The organism is Stenotrophomonas geniculata, from assembly GCF_034508895.1.
GTDB lineage: Bacteria > Pseudomonadota > Gammaproteobacteria > Xanthomonadales > Xanthomonadaceae > Stenotrophomonas > Stenotrophomonas geniculata.
Genome location: NZ_CP140571.1, coordinates 2,379,244 through 2,395,948, shown reverse-complemented (window position 1 = coordinate 2,395,948; position 16,705 = coordinate 2,379,244). Strand labels below are relative to the sequence as shown.

Annotated in this window: 17 protein-coding genes, 1 pseudogene and 2 riboswitches; of the genes and pseudogenes, 8 read left to right on the top strand and 10 right to left on the bottom strand. The window is 66.8% G+C overall.

Going from position 1 to position 16,705, the window contains the following annotated elements; all coding sequences use genetic code 11:
* Positions 1-6: 6 nt before the first annotated feature.
* A complete protein-coding gene (locus tag RI032_RS11110; RefSeq protein WP_010481148.1) occupies positions 7-786 on the bottom strand; it encodes an NYN domain-containing protein in 780 nt (259 codons plus the stop codon).
* A gap of 123 nt (positions 787-909) precedes the next feature.
* On the opposite strand from RI032_RS11110, the gene RI032_RS11105 reads away from it, so the two are divergent.
* Positions 910-2,190 carry an NAD(P)/FAD-dependent oxidoreductase gene (locus tag RI032_RS11105; RefSeq protein WP_322547014.1) on the top strand — a complete coding sequence of 427 codons (1,281 nt, stop codon included), beginning with the start codon at positions 910-912 and terminating at the stop codon, positions 2,188-2,190.
* 82 nt (positions 2,191-2,272) lie between these two features.
* Here RI032_RS11105 and RI032_RS11100 read toward each other — a convergent pair.
* Positions 2,273-2,368: pseudogene (locus RI032_RS11100) on the bottom strand (nuclear transport factor 2 family protein); the annotation flags it as partial.
* Between the two features lie 170 nt (positions 2,369-2,538).
* On the bottom strand, positions 2,539-2,814 hold the full coding sequence (locus RI032_RS11095; protein WP_010481145.1) for a GIY-YIG nuclease family protein: 276 nt from the start codon (positions 2,812-2,814) through the stop codon (positions 2,539-2,541).
* Positions 2,815-2,854: 40 nt separating this feature from the next.
* Positions 2,855-2,944, top strand: a riboswitch (glycine riboswitch).
* A gap of 13 nt (positions 2,945-2,957) precedes the next feature.
* Positions 2,958-3,061: riboswitch (glycine riboswitch) on the top strand.
* Between the two features lie 84 nt (positions 3,062-3,145).
* Between RI032_RS11095 and RI032_RS11090 the strand changes: the two genes are divergently transcribed.
* Complete coding sequence (locus RI032_RS11090) at positions 3,146-3,763, top strand: trimeric intracellular cation channel family protein (RefSeq protein ID WP_019338935.1); 618 nt, start codon at positions 3,146-3,148, stop codon at positions 3,761-3,763.
* 197 nt (positions 3,764-3,960) lie between these two features.
* Here the strand turns inward: RI032_RS11090 and RI032_RS11085 are convergent, their stop codons facing one another.
* The 5 genes from RI032_RS11085 to RI032_RS11065 all read right to left on the bottom strand — a co-directional run bounded on the left by RI032_RS11085 (position 3,961) and on the right by RI032_RS11065 (position 7,331).
* Positions 3,961-5,034, bottom strand: coding sequence for a 3-deoxy-7-phosphoheptulonate synthase (locus tag RI032_RS11085; RefSeq protein WP_010481143.1), 1,074 nt, complete (start codon positions 5,032-5,034; stop codon positions 3,961-3,963).
* A 295-nt stretch (positions 5,035-5,329) separates the two neighbouring features.
* The gene (locus RI032_RS11080; protein WP_005411217.1) at positions 5,330-5,587 is read right to left on the bottom strand and encodes a hypothetical protein; all 258 of its coding nucleotides are present in this window, start codon (positions 5,585-5,587) and stop codon (positions 5,330-5,332) included.
* A 112-nt stretch (positions 5,588-5,699) separates the two neighbouring features.
* Positions 5,700-6,038 (bottom strand): DUF6616 family protein, encoded by a 339-nt coding sequence (locus RI032_RS11075; protein ID WP_010481139.1) that lies wholly within the window; start codon positions 6,036-6,038, stop codon positions 5,700-5,702.
* 55 nt (positions 6,039-6,093) lie between these two features.
* On the bottom strand, positions 6,094-6,834 hold the full coding sequence (locus RI032_RS11070; RefSeq protein ID WP_322547013.1) for a DNA alkylation repair protein: 741 nt from the start codon (positions 6,832-6,834) through the stop codon (positions 6,094-6,096).
* The gene (locus RI032_RS11065; protein WP_260363689.1) at positions 6,831-7,331 is read right to left on the bottom strand and encodes a MarR family winged helix-turn-helix transcriptional regulator; all 501 of its coding nucleotides are present in this window, start codon (positions 7,329-7,331) and stop codon (positions 6,831-6,833) included. Before RI032_RS11065 ends, RI032_RS11070 begins: the two co-directional genes overlap by 4 nt.
* Before the next feature lie 166 nt (positions 7,332-7,497).
* Between RI032_RS11065 and RI032_RS11060 the strand changes: the two genes are divergently transcribed.
* Entirely contained in the window at positions 7,498-8,661 is a 1,164-nt protein-coding gene (locus RI032_RS11060; protein ID WP_322547012.1) for a serine hydrolase domain-containing protein, read from the top strand.
* 73 nt (positions 8,662-8,734) lie between these two features.
* On the top strand, positions 8,735-9,001 hold the full coding sequence (locus RI032_RS11055) for a hypothetical protein (protein WP_049413040.1): 267 nt from the start codon (positions 8,735-8,737) through the stop codon (positions 8,999-9,001).
* A gap of 116 nt (positions 9,002-9,117) precedes the next feature.
* Here the strand turns inward: RI032_RS11055 and groL are convergent, their stop codons facing one another.
* Positions 9,118-10,767 (bottom strand): chaperonin GroEL, encoded by a 1,650-nt coding sequence (gene groL / locus RI032_RS11050; protein WP_005411226.1) that lies wholly within the window; start codon positions 10,765-10,767, stop codon positions 9,118-9,120.
* A gap of 81 nt (positions 10,768-10,848) precedes the next feature.
* Positions 10,849-11,136 (bottom strand): co-chaperone GroES, encoded by a 288-nt coding sequence (locus RI032_RS11045; RefSeq protein WP_019338944.1) that lies wholly within the window; start codon positions 11,134-11,136, stop codon positions 10,849-10,851.
* A 351-nt stretch (positions 11,137-11,487) separates the two neighbouring features.
* On the opposite strand from RI032_RS11045, the gene RI032_RS11040 reads away from it, so the two are divergent.
* The 4 genes from RI032_RS11040 to RI032_RS11025 all read left to right on the top strand — a co-directional run bounded on the left by RI032_RS11040 (position 11,488) and on the right by RI032_RS11025 (position 16,623).
* Positions 11,488-13,278, top strand: coding sequence for an endonuclease (locus tag RI032_RS11040; RefSeq protein ID WP_322547011.1), 1,791 nt, complete (start codon positions 11,488-11,490; stop codon positions 13,276-13,278).
* A gap of 68 nt (positions 13,279-13,346) precedes the next feature.
* The gene (cutA, locus tag RI032_RS11035) at positions 13,347-13,685 is read left to right on the top strand and encodes a divalent-cation tolerance protein CutA (protein ID WP_010481118.1); all 339 of its coding nucleotides are present in this window, start codon (positions 13,347-13,349) and stop codon (positions 13,683-13,685) included.
* The gene (locus RI032_RS11030; protein WP_322547010.1) at positions 13,682-16,063 is read left to right on the top strand and encodes a protein-disulfide reductase DsbD domain-containing protein; all 2,382 of its coding nucleotides are present in this window, start codon (positions 13,682-13,684) and stop codon (positions 16,061-16,063) included. The genes cutA and RI032_RS11030 overlap by 4 nt, the downstream gene beginning before the upstream one ends.
* Positions 16,060-16,623 (top strand): TlpA family protein disulfide reductase, encoded by a 564-nt coding sequence (locus RI032_RS11025; RefSeq protein WP_322547009.1) that lies wholly within the window; start codon positions 16,060-16,062, stop codon positions 16,621-16,623. The genes RI032_RS11030 and RI032_RS11025 overlap by 4 nt, the downstream gene beginning before the upstream one ends.
* The last annotated feature ends 82 nt before the right edge of the window (positions 16,624-16,705 follow it).

Below are 16,705 nucleotides of genomic sequence, written 5' to 3'. Positions count from 1 at the left end.
CCGGCACTACCGGTTCTTCTTCGGCAGCGCGCGCACGTAGGATGACTTGCCGTCCTTCTTCAGCTCGAACAGCCCGATCGCTGCCAGCAGGTCACTGAGCTTGCCGTAACCGTAGTTGCGCGGATCGAACGAAGCCTGGTTGCCGATCTGGCTGCCAACCGGCCCCAGGTGCGACCAGCCATCCTCGCCCTCGGCCGAGGACACCGCGCGGCGCAGCATCTTCACCAGCCGCGTGTCGCTGCGCATTTCCGCACCGCTCTTGCGCGGCCGCGCATCGTCGTTGGCTACCGGCTCGTTCGAGGCCTGTTCGCTGGAGGCCTGTTCGGTATCCGGCACGCTGGCGTGGGTCTGGCCCAGCGCTTCCAGGTAGGTGAACTTCGAGCACGCGTTGACGAATGGCTCGGGCGTCTTCTTCTCGCCGAAGCCATACACCTTCACGCCGTCGGTCAGCAGGCGCATCACCATCGGAGTGAAGTCGGCATCACTGGAGACGATGGCGAAACCATCGAGGTTGCGCGCGTACAGCAGATCCATGGCGTCGATCACCATCGCCATGTCCGAGGCATTCTTGCCCTTGCTGTAGGCGAACTGCTGGATCGGACGGATCGCGTACTCGTGCAGCACCGCCTCCCAGCCCTTCAACCGCGGACTCTTCCAGTTGCCATAGGCGCGGCGCACGTTGGCCACACCGTAGCGGGCGACTTCGGCCAGGACCTCGTCGATCTTCGAGGCCGGCGCGTTGTCGGCGTCGATCAACAGGGCGATGCGCTTTTCCGGTTCGCTCATGGGCTCCTCACGGGCCGTTGCCTGAACCCGAGTATCGCCGATTCACGCGGGCGCTGACGTGACAGGGGGCCATCATGCGAAGATGCCAAGCGCTTCCCCCAATGCCCCCACTGGAGTGAGTCGATGAGTCGCGAGCGCGTTCCCCACCTGGTTGTTGTCGGCGGCGGTTTTGCCGGTCTCTGGGCCACCCGCGCCCTGGCCCGCGAGCGCATACGCATCACCCTGGTCGACCGCCGCAACCATCACCTCTTCCAGCCGCTGCTGTACCAGGTGGCCACCGCCGGCCTGTCCGCCCCGGATATCGCCGCACCGCTGCGCCACATCCTCGGCCACCAGCGCAATGTGGAAGTCCGTCTGGGCGAAGTGGTGGCCATCGACAAGCAGGCCCGGCAGATACGCATGGCCGACGGCAGCACGCTGGACTACGACAGCCTGCTGCTGGCCACCGGCGCCACCCACGCCTACTTCGGCAACGATCAGTGGGCCGATGACGCGCCCGGCCTGAAGACACTGGACGATGCCATCGCGCTGCGCCGCAAGCTGCTGCTGGCCTTCGAACGCGCCGAGGCCGAACCGGACCCGGCAAAGAAGGCGGCGTGGCTGAGTTTCGCCATCGTCGGCGGCGGCCCTACCGGCGTCGAGCTGGCCGGCACCCTGGCTGAAATCGCGCGGCATACGCTGCGCAATGAATTCCGCCACATCGACCCGGCCAGTGCCAAGGTGCGGCTGGTCGAAGCCGGTCCGCGCGTACTGTCCTCGTTCCCGGAAGTGCTTTCGCTGAAGGCGCGCCGGCAGCTGGAAAAGCTGGGCGTGGAAGTGCTGACCGGCACTCCGGTGAGCGACATCGACAGCCAAGGCTTCAGGCTCGGCGATCAGTTCGTGCCGGCACGCACGGTGGTGTGGGCCGCCGGTGTGGCCGCTTCACCGCTGGCGCGCACGCTGGAGGTGCCGCTGGACCGCGCCGGGCGCGTGCAGGTGCAACCCGACCTCACCCTGTCTGGCCACCCGGAACTGTTCGTGGCTGGCGATCTGGCCGTATTGAACCAGGCCAACGGCAAGCCGGTGCCTGGCGTGGCGCCCGCGGCCAAGCAGATGGGCAAGTACGTGGCCGAGGTGATCCGCGCGCGCCTGCACGGCAAGCCCGAACCCGGCCCGTTCAAGTACGCAGACTTCGGCAACCTGGCCACGATCGGCCGCATGGCTGCGATCGTGCACCTGGGCCGGCTGCAGCTGTCCGGTGTGCTGGCGTGGTGGTTCTGGCTGGCCGCGCACGTGTTCTTCCTGATCGGCTTCCGCAACCGCATCGTGGTGCTGCTGAACTGGGCCGTGGCGTACTGGAGCTACCAGCGCAGCGCGCGCATCATCTTCGGTGATGACCAGGACGACCGGCGACCGAAGCGCTAGGGCCGCACGCATGCTCCTGTAGCGCCGAGCCATGCTCGGCTGCACTTCGCGCGGTTTGCAGAAGCCGAGCATGGGCTCGGCTCTACGGCGCCTTCGGTTTCGGGTACCACAGTGCGTTGACGATTACCCAGCGCTGGTCGAAGCGCCCCATGTGGAAGTAGTCGACAAACCACGGCGTTTAGCGAACAGCAGGGCGATCGTGGACATCCGGGTCTCCAGCGCTGAGGGCTGGGCGATCATGGCATGTGCGAGCCGCATCCACGCATGGCGTGGATCTACTGTAGAACCGGGCCCATGCTCGGCTTCACCATCAGGCAGCAGCAACAACAGCCGAGCGTGGGCTCGGCTCTACAGAAGCGCGGGATCCGGCGCCTGCAGCCAGGCCAGCTTGCGTTCGCGCGGCTGCTGCTTGAGCTGCCATTCGGCCCGTGACGCGGCGGCCCGGTCCGGGTACTCGCGCACGGCCAGCACGCGCAGCGGTGGCCGCGCCCGGGTGTAGCGCGCGCCCTTGCCGGCCTGGTGGGCAGCGAAACGCGCGCCCACGTCGGTGCTGATGCCGGCGTAATAGCTGCCATCCCGGCATTCGAGCAGGTACAGGAACCAGGGGCGGAGGGACGGGGCCATGCCCGGATTATGCCGTGCTGCACTGCAGCGGATATACTGGCGGCCGAATGCAGGAGAGAGGCGCCGCGCTGGCGCCCGCCGAAGGCGCAGGCTCCCATGATCGCTCAGGCCGGTGGGCTGGAATCCCACCAACCATGCATTCGACTCGCCGAGCTGGAGAGAGGTCACCGGGCACGCCCGGGACGATCCGCCGAAGGGGCACGCGGCCCATGCCGCTGAACTCTCAGGCAAAAGGACAGCGGGAGCGGCACCGGTCATCGTCATCCCGTCATTGCGCAGGCAGTGGCGGTAGTCGCGCATGGCCGGCCCCACCGCGCCCGGAGCCTGTCCCATGCTGCTGTCCGTCATCTACCTGATCGCCATTTCCGCCGAAGCCATGACCGGCGCACTGTCCGCCGGCCGCCGCCGCATGGACCTGTTCGGCGTGGTCATGATCGCCTGCGTCACTGCCCTCGGTGGTGGTTCACTGCGCGACATCCTGCTCGGCCACTATCCGCTGGGCTGGGTGAAGCATCCCGAGTACCTGGGCTTCACCGTATGCGCGGCGCTGATCGCCACCTGGGTCGCACGTTGGATGCACCACTTCCGCCGCACCTTCCTGGTACTCGACGGCCTGGGCCTGATCGCCTTCACCCTGATCGGCTGCTCGATCGCGCGCGAAGCCGGCCATGCGATGCCCATCGTGCTGATTGCCGGCATGCTGACCGGCGCGTTCGGCGGCGTGCTGCGCGACATCCTCTGCAACGAGGTACCACTCATCTTCCAGAAGGAGCTGTACGCGATCATCGCGCTGCTGACCGGCGCGGCCTACCTGTTGCTGCTGCACTGGGGCGTGGCCGATGCCACCGCAATCCTGTGCTGCCTCGGCGGCGGCTTCGCGCTGCGCCTGCTGGCGATCCACTACCGCTGGGAAATGCCGAAGTTCGTGTACCACGACGAAGTGCATTGAACGATAGCGTGTTCGCCGGGCATGGCCCGGCGCTACCCTTCGCACCCTGCACCACCCCGGCGATGTACCTGGCGCTGTCGCTCATGCGCAGCGCCAGGCGCATCGCCGGTGCAGATGGGCCGGACTCCAACTCCGACCGGCCCTGATCGCGGCCGCACCCCCGCAGGCGCTGGCCGCCATCCACACACGTGCCGCACTCAAGCGGCTTCGGACACCTTTACGTCGCGACGGGCGCGCACGGCCGCGGCCAGTCGCTCCAGCACCGTCACCGTGGTATCCCAGTCGATGCAGCCATCGGTAATGCTCTGACCGTAGACCAGCGGCTGGCCTTCCACCAGTTCCTGGCGGCCACCGACCAGATGGCTCTCGATCATCACGCCAACGATGCGCTGTTCGCCGTCTTCCAGCTGAACCGCGATGTCGTCGATCACCTTCGGCTGGTTCTCCGGGTTCTTCAGGCTGTTGGCATGGCTGGCGTCGATCATCAGGCGCGCCGGCAGCTTGGCCTTGGCCAGCACCTGGCAGGCCTCGGCAACACTGCCTGCGTCGTAGTTCGGCTGCTTGCCGCCGCGCAGGATCACATGGCAGTCGGGGTTGCCGGTGGTCGACACGATGGCGGTGCCGCCCTGCTTGGTGACCGACAGGAAGTGATGCGGATTGGACGCAGCACCCACCGCGTCAGCGGCGATCTTCACGTTGCCATCGGTGCCATTCTTGAAGCCGACGGGGCACGACAACCCCGAGGCCAGCTCGCGATGCACCTGGCTTTCAGTGGTGCGTGCGCCGATCGCGCCCCATGCCACCAGGTCGGCGATGTACTGCGGCGAGATCACGTCAAGGAACTCGACACCGGCCGGCAGGCCCAGCTTGTTGATGTCGCGCAGCAGGCCGCGTGCGATGCGCAGGCCCTTGTCGATCCTGAAGCTGCCGTCCAGGTCCGGATCGTTGATCAGGCCCTTCCAGCCCACCGTGGTGCGCGGCTTCTCGAAGTACACGCGCATGACGATTTCCAGTTCACCGGCCAGCGCGTCGCGCAGCGGCTTCAGGCGCTGGGCGTACTCGATGGCGGCCTTCGGGTCGTGGATCGAGCACGGGCCTACCACCACTGCCAGGCGGTCGTCGCGGCCATGCAGGATCTGGTGCAGGGCCGCGCGCGAGGCGCTGACGGTGTCGGAGGCTTCATCGTCACAGGGCAGCATCGCCAGCAGCTGGGCAGGCGGTGTCAGCGGTTCGATGGTGCGGATACGCAGGTCGTCGGTGTGCGGGGGCATTGCGGGAGATCTCCGGAACGTTGGGGGTCCCCAGCGTGGCGGCATGAAAAAAGCCGCCAGGTTCGCTGGCGGCTTTCGGGAATGCGTCTGAAGCTTTCTTCAGGGTGAGCGCAATCCTTCCTCCGCCGGTGGCTTCGGAAAGTAATACCAGTAAAAGCTGGTGGGGGCTGCGTTCATGGGATCTATTGATAGCACAGCTTTTGCGCAGTGCAAAATGTTTCATACGCAACTGGGGACGCGGTTCAGCGAGATGCGCGCCAGCCCGGCCTACGCGGCGGTAACCACGCAACGTCGCTCATTTGCCATGCACTTCCACGTCCAGCAGCAGGCCCTCATGGATGTCGGCCCAGCGTTCCAGCACGCGATCCAGTTCCTGCCGGGCCTCGTCCAGCTGCTCGGGGTTGAGCAGGGAACGCGCGGTGTAGAGGTCGGAAACCAACCGCCGCAGGGCCGATTCCTGGATGGCCACCGACGGCCCCTCCAGCCCCGGCAACTGCAACGCCGGGCTGTCGCCAAGAGGGCCGAACAGCGTGACCTGGAGCGTGCTCTGCATGATCGACTTCCCTGCGGATGGACATGGGCAATGTCCTGTTTACCGCGTCCGGGTGACAGGCGCATGTGCCACCCATGCCGAGGACCGGGATCTGCCGGCGTCTGCCGCCCCGCTACAAGGCGGCCAGGTCGGCCAAGTGCTGGGCCATGCTGTCCATCGCGCCCACCGCATGGGTGGTGGTGAAGTACTCATGCCAGCCGGTAGCGGCAATGCCAGCCACCAGCGCATCGACCTCCTCGCGGCTCGCGCAGCGCCAGACCGCATAGAACTGTTCATCGCTGCTATGCGGTACGTCCCTGGCAATGCGGCCCATCGCCAGCGGCGTGATGCGGGCTGGATCGAACTGCTGCATGCCGGCGCCAATACGGGCGAAGAAGGCATTCCGCTGCTCGGGCGGCAGTGTGGTCCAGGCCGGCGTGGCGGTATAGAGCTCGATGAAGGTGTGCGACATGGTGGTTCTTCCTTGAGGTTGACGGGGTTGCGGGTTTGTCGGCCAGCATCCGGCACTACCGGAGCGAGCGCAGTGCGCGTTTGCGGATGTAGGCGTTGGCGTCGCTGCGGCGCTCGTGCTGCCAACGCGTGCACAGCACGCGCAGCCACTTCGGCTGAGTCTTGCCGGCATCATTGAGCCAGTTGCCGACCGAATCCTGCACGTAGCGTTCCGGGTCGTCAGCCAGTGCTTCCAGCATCGGCAATGCATGTTCAGGGTGCTGCTTGAACAGCGCGATATGTGTGGCCCAGACACCGCGCGGACGCATTGCTTCGCAGGCGAAGCGGCGCAGGTACGGCGAAGTTTCCTGTGTCCACGGTTGCAGGTACTCAAGCGCCTGCATCGGCGCGGCAACGATGTCCGTGCGTAGTGCCAGCCACGCCCATTCGCGCACACCGAAGTGTGGATCGTCGGCCAGCGTGCGCATCTGCTGCAGCTTCTCTGCCAACGTCGCGCGGGCATCGCTGCCGATCAGGTAGCAGGCCCACCCGCGCACGGTGTCGGACGCATGGTCCTGCCATTGCACGGGATCGCCCTGCCCCGCCTCACGCAGCAGTTGCGCAGCCAAGGCCATGCGCAGTGTGATGCCCTTGCCTGAAGCATCCTGCATGCGTTGCAGCGCTTCCGGTGCAAGCGCAGGCGCTACCACCTGCAGCAGCGCGGCGAAATCCACCGCCAGGCATTCAGCCAGATGGCTGGCGGCGACGCTGCCAGTGTTGAGGGCATGCAGCCGTTCCGCCGCAATCGCCGGGCTCATGCTGCAGGCTCTCGTCCGGCATCGGTGTGCTGCCAGACCTTGTGCAGCAATCGCGACAGGTGCTGCTGTTCATCGGAGTCCAGAGCATTGAACAGGCCACCGATCCACTGCGTGTGCTGGTCGAACAGCGTCTCGGCCAAGCGCTTACCCGGTCCCGTCAGTACGATCTGCAGGCGGCGGCCATCCTCGGCATCGCAGCGACGCTGCAGCAGTCCTTCGCGCTGCAGGCCATCCAACAGGCCGCTGATGGTGGCGCGGGTCACGCCTGCGCGCTCGGCCAGCACGTGGGGCGGCAACGTGCCGCCAGCCCCATGCAACAGGAACAGCACGATGAAGCGACCCTCACTGAGCCCGTGTGGTGCCAGCCGGGCGGCGCAGTCGCGATCGATTGTCGAGGACAGCGACAGCAACTGGAAGCACAGATGCAGCTGGGCGACATTGGCGTGGCCGCGCCGCCGGGCCTCGTCCAGAAGGGCGCCATGCTTTGCCTCGAGCATCATGATTTCCGTTATGTTTAGGCGCCTAATCATATTCACGCCACAACAGAATGCAAGACTGGCCGGGCCAGCCGCCGATCCACGCAGGGTGCGCTCCTGGCACAAGGGGCTGGAAGCAGCCGAAGCTGCGGTAGCATCGCGCCACGTCCCACCAGGAGGTTCACGCATGCGCCGTGCTGCCCTGTTGTTGCTGACGCTGTTCCCGCTGGCCGTGCTGGCCGCGCCGCCCCCGTTACCCACCCCGGCCCACATCGACGCCGAAGCCCAGCGCTTGATGCATGCCGCCCACGCGCGCGGCATGGCGCTGGCGGTGATCGATGGCGGCAAGGTGGTGCATGTGGCCGCCTACGGCGAGCGAAATGCCGCAGGCGAGCCGCTGCGCACCGACACCGTGATGTACGCTGCGTCACTGACCAAGATGGCTTTCGGCCACCTGGTCGCACAGCTGGCGCAGGACGCGCGGATCGATCTGGATGCGAGCATCGCTACCGCCCTGGACAAACCGCTGCCGGACTATCCACCGGAACCGAAGAAGTACGCCGACTACAGCGTGCTGGCCGGCGATGCCCGCTGGCGCCAGCTCACCCCACGCCTGCTGCTCAACCATTCCAGTGGCTTTGCCAACTTCGGCTTCCTGGAGCCCGATGGGCGCCTGAAGTTCCACTTTGATCCGGGTAGTCGATATGGGTATTCCGGGGAGGGACTGATCCTGCTGCAGTTCGTGATCGAACGCGGGCGGCTGGGCGAGGATGTGGGCGCGTTGATGCAGCAGCGGGTGTTCGACCGCTTCGGCATGACCCGCACCAGCATGATGTGGCGCGAGGATTTCGCCGCCAACCTGGCCGATGGCTGGACGGCGGAAGGTGTGGCCGAACCGCATGATGAGCGCAGCCGCGTACGTGCGGCAGGGTCCATGGATACCACCATTGCCGACATGACCCGCTTCGCCGCCGGTTACGTGCGTGGCGACGGGCTATCCGCACCGATGCGCAGGGAGCTGGTGCGGCCGCAGCTGCCCATCACCACGGCCAGCCAGTTCCCCACCCTGCAACCGGAGTTGCCGAAGGCGCAGCAACGCAAGGACCTGGCGGCAGGTCTGGGCGTGGTGACGTTTCTCGGCCCGCAGGGCGCAGGCTTCTACAAGGGCGGCCACGACGATGCAGTGGGCAACACGCTGGTATGCGTGGAGCAGCACCAGCGCTGCGTGGTGATCCTGGGCAACGATGTGCGGGCAGAGGCGGCCTTCCCGGCCCTGGTAGCGTTTGTGCTGGGCGACACCGGCGTGCCGTGGCAGTGGGAGTACGGCGCGGCGAAGGCGTTCGTCAGATGATCGAAGCGTTGCCGTTGCACACAGGTCCCGCAGTCGTGCAGCATGCAGACACGGACGCAATGCAGGAGACAGGATGAATCGCCCAGAGATCGATGCCATTGCCGAAGCGGTGTTGCAGCCGGATGCACGGCGCCTGCGCATCGCCGCACGCCATCGCCAGGCTGCACATCGGCAGCGGCGGCAGCGGGTGGGCGCCGGCGCCAGCCTGATCGGCATGGCGGCGGGCCTGCTGCTTGCGCCGATCACGGAGCTGCCGTGGGTACAGGGCATGATCGCGGGTGGCGCGCTGGCCCTGCTGGCGGCCCACCTGTGGCTGCAGCGGCGCGAGGGCCGCGCGTAGATACCCGCCTGGGAGCGGTATCCACGCATGGCGTGGATCTGATTCGATTCCGACCGGCCCCCAAAAAAAACCCCGCCTTCCGGCGGGGTTTTTCATTGCATCGGTAACGCGGGGACTTAGAAGTCCATGCCGCCCATGCCACCCATGCCGCCCATGCCACCGGCGCCGCCCATGGCCGGCTCGTCCTTCTTCGGAGCTTCGGCAACCATGGCTTCGGTCGTGATCATCAGGCCAGCGATCGAGGCTGCGTTCTGCAGCGCCGAACGGGTCACCTTGGTCGGGTCCAGGATGCCGAACTGCAGCATGTCGCCGAACTCGCCGGTGGCGGCGTTGTAGCCGAAGCTGCCGGTGCCTTCCTTGACCTTGTTGATGATGACCGACGGCTCGTCACCGGCGTTGGCAACGATCTCGCGCAGCGGGGCTTCCATCGCACGCAGGGCGATCTGGATGCCGTGGTTCTGGTCTTCGTTGGCGCCCTTCAGGCCGGCCAGCGCGGTGATCGCGCGGACCAGCGCAACGCCGCCGCCCGGAACCACGCCTTCTTCAACGGCCGCACGGGTGGCGTGCAGGGCGTCGTCGACGCGATCCTTCTTTTCCTTCATTTCGATTTCGGTCGAGGCGCCGACCTTGATCACGGCAACACCGCCGGCCAGCTTGGCCACGCGTTCCTGCAGCTTCTCGCGGTCGTAATCCGAGGAGGTGTCCTGGATCTGGGTCTTGATCTGCGCCACGCGTGCATCAACGTTGGCCTTGTCGCCGACGCCGTCGATGATGGTGGTGTTCTCCTTGGAGACCTGCACCTTCTTGGCGCGGCCCAGGTCCTTGATGGTGGCCTTCTCGAGCGACAGGCCGACTTCTTCGGAGATCACGGTGCCGCCGGTCAGCACGGCCATGTCTTCCAGCATCGCCTTGCGACGGTCGCCGAAGCCCGGCGCCTTGACGGCCACGACCTTGACGATGCCACGGATGGTGTTGACGACCAGGGTGGCCAGCGCTTCGCCTTCAACTTCCTCGGCCACGATCAGCAGCGGCTTGCCGGCCTTGGCGACGCCTTCCAGCACCGGCAGCAGGTCGCGGACGTTGGAGATCTTCTTGTCGTGCAGCAGGATGAACGGGTCATCCAGGTCAGCGGTCTGCGACTGCTGGTTGTTGATGAAGTAAGGCGACAGGTAGCCGCGGTCGAACTGCATGCCCTTGACCACGTCCAGCTCGTTGTCCAGGCCCGAGCCTTCTTCAACGGTGATGACGCCTTCCTTGCCGACTTCCTTCATCGCGTCAGCGATGATCTGGCCGATCGACTCGTCCGAGTTGGCCGAGATGGTACCGACCTGGGCGATCGCCTTGTCGTCGGCGGTCGGCTTGGAGATGTTCTTCAGCTCGGCCACGGCGGCCGAAACGGCCTTGTCGATACCGCGCTTGAGGTCCATCGGGTTCATGCCGGCGGCCACAGCCTTGGCGCCTTCGCGGATCAGGGCCTGGGCCAGCACGGTGGCGGTGGTGGTGCCGTCGCCCGCGTCGTCGTTGGTGCGGGAAGCAACTTCCTTCACCATCTGCGCGCCCATGTTTTCGAACTTGTCAGCCAGTTCGATTTCCTTGGCGACGGAGACGCCGTCCTTGGTGATGGTCGGCGCGCCGAAGCTCTTTTCCAGCACGACGTTGCGGCCCTTCGGGCCCAGGGTGGCCTTGACGGCATTGGCGAGAACGTTGACGCCGCGCACCATGCGCGAACGGGCGTCTTCACCGAAACGAATATCCTTGGCAGCCATTGCGATTACCTCGATGTTTGCGCCGGGCCGGGCCCGGCGACGAAAAGGGATGTCTTACAGAAAAGCAGGTCGCGCCGAGGCTCAGCCGATGATGGCGAGCACGTCGTCTTCGCGCAGGACCTTGTACTCGACGCCTTCGCTCTTGTACGAGCTGCCGGCGTACTGGCCGTAGATGACCTTGTCGCCAACCTTCAGCGACGGCGCGCGCACGTTGCCGTTGTCCAGCGGCTTGCCCGGGCCGACGGCCACAACTTCACCCTTGGTGGACTTTTCCTTGGCCGAGTCGGGGATGACGATGCCACCGGCGGAGATTTCGTCGGCTTCGATCGGCTTGACCACAACGCGGTCGTGCAGCGGCTTGATGCTCATGAGAGACCTCTTAAGTTATTGATTGGTCTGAAAAAGTCCGGCGATGTTAGCAGTCACACCAGGCGAGTGCCAGCAACGCGCGTGAAAAAGCCCGACAAGTCGGGAGCACGACAGAGATGGAGACCTCCACAGGCCTTTCAAGGGCCGATCCCGAAATTTTTCTCGGGACCGGGAAACCTGCCTCCCTGCGTGGACGCCTGTATAGGGATGCAGTGCGGCAAGCCAAGGGGGCAAGGGGTGCTATTTAGTGATAGATGTCCCACTGTCAGATATCTGACGTTCATTTACGACAAAGTGTCACTGGATCGGCCTTAGGCTCGGCCGCGCATTCCCAATCACAAGGAGTAGTCGATGCGATTGCTGTCCCCGCTTGCCGCCGCCTGCCTGCTGGCGCTGGCCGCCGCGCCGGCCCAGGCCGAGGTCTTCATCAACGAACTGCATTACGACGACAGCACCGCCGCCGGTGACGTCGGCGAAGCCATCGAAGTGGTCGCTACCGCGGGCGAGGACCTGTCCGGCTACCGCCTCTACCTCTACAACGGCAGCAATCCTTCGGCGGCCACGGCCTACGCCAACAACCCGGTCCCGGCCGGCACCGCCGCTGGCTGCGGCAGCGCCAGAATCGCCGTGGTCAACTACCCGACCAACGGCCTCCAGAACGGCCCGAACGACGGCATCGCCCTGGTCGATGCCAGCGGCAAGGTGGTCCAGTTCCTCAGCTACGAGGGCGCCATCACCGCCTCCGGTGGCCCTGCCGCCGGCATGACCAGCCAGAACATCCCGGTGGCCGAGACCAACAGCACCGCGCCGGGCACCTCGCTGCAGCTGACCGGCAGCGGCAGCCAATACGCCCACTTCACCTGGGCCGAATCGGCCGGGCAGACGTTTGGCAGCTGCAACAACGGCCAGACCTTCAGCGGCGGCGGCACCCCGGGCCCGAACACGCCGCCGTCGGTCTCCACCACCACCCCGGCACAGGGCAGCAGCACCTTCCCGGCCGCGGCCGATCTCGAAGTGGTGTTCAGCGAAACCGTGAACCTGGCCAGTGGCGCATTCGCGCTGAGCTGCGGCACCTCCGGCAGCGTGCCGCTGACCTTCCCGGCCAGCGGCCGCAGCGTGAAACTGTCCACCAACACCGCGCTGGTGGCCGGTGAAGCCTGCCGCTTCGATATCCGCGCCGCGCGCATCACCGACCTGCAGGGCGCGCATCCGGCGGCCGACAGCCGCATCGCGTTCACCGTGGCCAGCACCGGCGGCAACCCCGACCCGGGCAATCCGGGTGTACCGGCCGGCTATTACTCAAAGGTCAACACCAGCAGCCCCAGCCAGCTGCGCTGCTCGCTGCACGCCACCATAAAGGGCCATACCGCCTATCCGTACAGCGGCTCGGGCACCAGCACTTGGACCATCCTGGAAATCGCCGACGAGGATCCGAACAATTCCGGCAGGATCCTGGATGCGTATCGCAACCGCAGCTACGCCAAGGTGACCGACCGCGCCGGCAGCGGCAGTGGCCTGAAGTACAACCGCGAGCACACCTGGCCGAACTCGCTGGGCTTTGCCACCACCACCGGTGACAAGGGCCTGCCGTACGCGCCGTATACCGACACCCACATGCTGTACCTGACCGACGCGCAGTGGAACGCCGACCGTGGCAACAAGCCGTTCGGCAAGTGCGACGCCAACTGCGGCGAGCGCGCCACCGAGGCCAACAACGGCCAGGGCGGCGGCAGCGGCGGTTACCCGGGCAACTCCAACTGGGTACGCACGCCGGACGGCAACACCGGCACCTTCGAGGTGTGGGGCAAGCGCAAGGGCGACATGGCGCGTGCGGTGCTGTACATGGCCATCCGCTACGAGGGCGGCAAGGATGCGGCGACCGGCCAGTCCGAGCCGGACCTGGAGCTGACCGACGACCGCAGCAAGATCGTCAAGACCAGCAGTTCGCCGGCCTACATGGGCCTGCTGTCCACGCTGATCGACTGGCACCTGTCCGATCCGCCGGATGATGCCGAACGTGCGCGCAATGACGTGATCTACAGCTTCCAGGGCAACCGCAATCCGTTCATCGACCACCCCGAGTGGGCGACCCCGGGCCTGTTCACCTCGGCCAAGCCGGCTACCTGCCAGCTGGCCAACTGACCGCGCAACGCAGCGGTCCACTGCCGCCGCCGGGCCCTGACCCGGCGGCGGCCCTATACTCGACGGTCATGTCGACCGTCGATCCCGTCCTGCTGCTGTTGACCACCTGCCCGGACCGGGCCAGTGCCGAGCGCATCGCGCACGCGCTGGTCGGCGAGCGCCTGGCCGCGTGCGTGACCCGCCTCGATGGCGCGCAGTCGACCTACCGCTGGCAGGGCGAGGTGACCACCGACGCCGAGCTGCAACTGCTGGTGAAGACCACCGCAAGCCGCGTCGATGACGCGATTGCCCGGATCGTCGAACTGCATCCGTATGAACTCCCGGAGTGCATCGCGGTCGAAACCCGGGCCGGCCTGCCGGCGTATCTGGACTGGATCCGGGCACAGACCCGGGAGGACACTGATTGAAGACTCTGTTTGCGCGTGGCGCCGCCTTGTGCGCCCTGATGTGGCTCTCGCTGCCCGCCTTCGCCCTGGATGAGAAGGACCTGCTGCCGGTGGACCAGGCGTTCGCGCTGACCGCCACCGCCCCCGAACGCGGCCAGGTGCAACTGCAGTTCAAGATCGCACCCGGCTACTACCTGTATCGCCACCGCACCAGCGTCAAGGCTGATCCGGCGTTCAACGCCGGCGCGCTGCAGATGCCCAAGGGCGACAAGCACCACGACGATTTCTTCGGCGAAGTCGAAACCTATCGCGAACGCCTGCAGGCCACCCTGCCCGGCACGCCGACCGACGCCGCCGGCACCATCAGCCTGGAAGTGCGTTACCAGGGCTGCGCCGATGCCGGTGTCTGCTACCCGCCGCAGAAGCGCGTGGTGCAGGTCACCCTGCCCGGTAGCGGCGCACAGGCCGCGGCGCCGGCCACGCGTGCCGGCGCCACCAGCCCGTTCAACAACCCGCTGGCCGGTGCCGGCAACAGCGGTGGGCTGCGCCTGCCGGGTGCCGCCAGCAACAGCCAGGCGCTGCCGCTTCCTTCGGAGCAGGCGTTCGGCTTCGATGCCATCGCCAGTGACGGCAACACCCTGCTGCTGCGCTTCAGCCCGGCGCCGGGCTACTACCTGTATCGCGACCGCACTTCGGTGAAGCTGGACGGCAGCACCGGCGTGCTGGCCGACAAGCTGCGCTGGCCGGCCGCACAGTCGCATCGCGACGAGCATTTCGGCGATGTCTCGGTCTACTTCAACCAGGTGGAAGTGCCGCTGCCGCTGCGCCGCGCCGTCGCCGATGCGGTCGACAGCACCCTGGTGGTGACGTTCCAGGGCTGCCAGACCGATGGCATCTGCTACCCGCCGATGACCCGCCGGGTGAAGCTGTCGATCCCGGCCGGCAAGATCAACGCCAGCACCGATCAGTCGCCGCCGCGCAACGAGGTGATCAGTCCGCTGCCTACCGCCAGCGGCGCACCACGCGAAGCCGCCAACGGCGCCCCGTTGCGCCTGCTGCCGACGGTGCCCAATACGGATGCCAGCACCCCGGCCGTTGCAGGCGCCGAAAACGGCGATGAGTTCGCTGCCGATGCGCGCGGTGACAACGCCCTGCGCACGCGCCCACCGGCGACCACGCAGAATCCGGACCGTTCGTTCGTTTGGGTGCTGCTGCTGGCCCTGGCCGGTGGCCTGGTACTGAACCTGATGCCCTGCGTGCTGCCGATCCTCTCGCTGAAGGTGCTGAGCCTGGCGCAGAGTGGCGAAAGCCCGCAGCGCGCGCGCAGCCACGCCCTCTGGTACACGTTGGGCGTACTGGTCGCGTTCGCGGTGATCGGCGCGTTGATGGTCGGCCTGCGCGCGATCGGCAACGCCGTCGGCATCGGCTTCCAGCTGCAGCACCCGGGCGTGGTGGCGGTGCTGGCCTACATCATGTTCGCGGTGGGCCTGAGCCTGTCCGGCGTATTCACCCTCGGCGGTGGTATCGGCAACCTGGGCCAGTCGCTGGCCAGCCGCAGTGGCCCGGCCGGTGACTTCTTCACCGGTGCGCTGGCCTGCGTGGTCGGCAGTGCCTGCGTCGGCCCGTTCATGGGCGGCGCGATCGCCTACGCGTTCATTGCCCCGCCGCTGAAGGCGATGACCGTGTTCCTGTTCCTCGGCCTGGGCCTGGCGCTGCCGTTCCTGCTGATCGGCTTCGTGCCGGCACTGGCGCGCCGCCTGCCCAAGCCGGGCCCGTGGATGGAGACGCTCAAGCACGTGCTGGCCTTCCCGATGTACGCCACCGCGCTGTGGCTGATGTGGGTGCTGGGCAAGCAGCGTGGCGTGGACGGCATGGCGCTGGTGCTGGGTGGCCTGCTGCTGCTGGCCTTCGGCCTGTGGCTATTCGAGCGCAACCGCTGGACTGGTTCGCGTGCAGTGACCCTGCTCGGCGTGCTGCTGGCGATCGGTGCACTGGTTCCCGCCTGGGGCGTGACCCAGCTGGCACCGCCGGCACGCGCCGCACAGGCCGCCAGCGACAACGTGGTCGAGTACTCGCCGCAGTTGCTGGACCGCCTGCGCGCCGACAACCGCGTGGTGTTCGTGAACATGACCGCCGACTGGTGCGTGAGCTGCAAGGCCAACGAGCGCGCCGTGCTGTCGCGGCCGGAGTTCAAGGAACTGCTCAAGCGCACCAACGCGGTGTACATGCGCGGGGACTACACCAACGTCGATCCGCAGATCACCACGTTCCTGGAAGAGCACAAGGCCGTGGGCGTGCCGCTGTACGTGGTGTACGGCCCGGGCGCACCGCCGACCGTGCTGCCGACCCTGCTGACCCAGGCGGTGGTCGAGGAAGCGCTGCTGCGCACCGCACGATGAAGTGGCAACGGCCAGCGCTGCTGTGGACAGCGGTGCTGGCCGCCGGCCTTGGACTGTGGGCCGGGCATCGATTGGCTCCTGCGCCGGCTGCGCCTGAGGCCATGCCAGCGGCGCCCGCCGTTGCGGCTGCGGCACCCGCCTTGCAGGTTGGCGACAGCCTGCCCGCATTGTCGCTGCCCGATCTTGATGGACGGCCGCTGGACCTGCGCCAGCACGCTGCCGGTCGCCCGCTGTTGATCAATGTCTGGGCCAGCTGGTGCGCTCCGTGCGTGGAAGAAATGCCGGAGCTTGCCCGCTTCGCCCATGCCCAGGGCGACAACGGCGTGCAGGTGCTGGGCCTGGCACTGGATACCCCGGAAGACGTGCGCGGTTTCCTGCAGCGTGTCCCGGTGGATTACCCGATCGTGATCGAGACCCCGGGGCCGCGCGATGCCAGCGTGCAGCTGGGCAATACACAGGGCCTGCTTCCCCACAGCGTGCTGTTCGATGCACAAGGGCGGCTGGTGAAGGCAAAGCTGGGACCATTCGCCCACGGCGAGATCGACAGCTGGGTGAAGTGAGGGGGGTTTTTGCAGGGCTTGCAGCCCTGCACCCGGCTCAATGCAACGCCAACAGCCAAAGCGGGCGTTCCGCGGGTTGGCG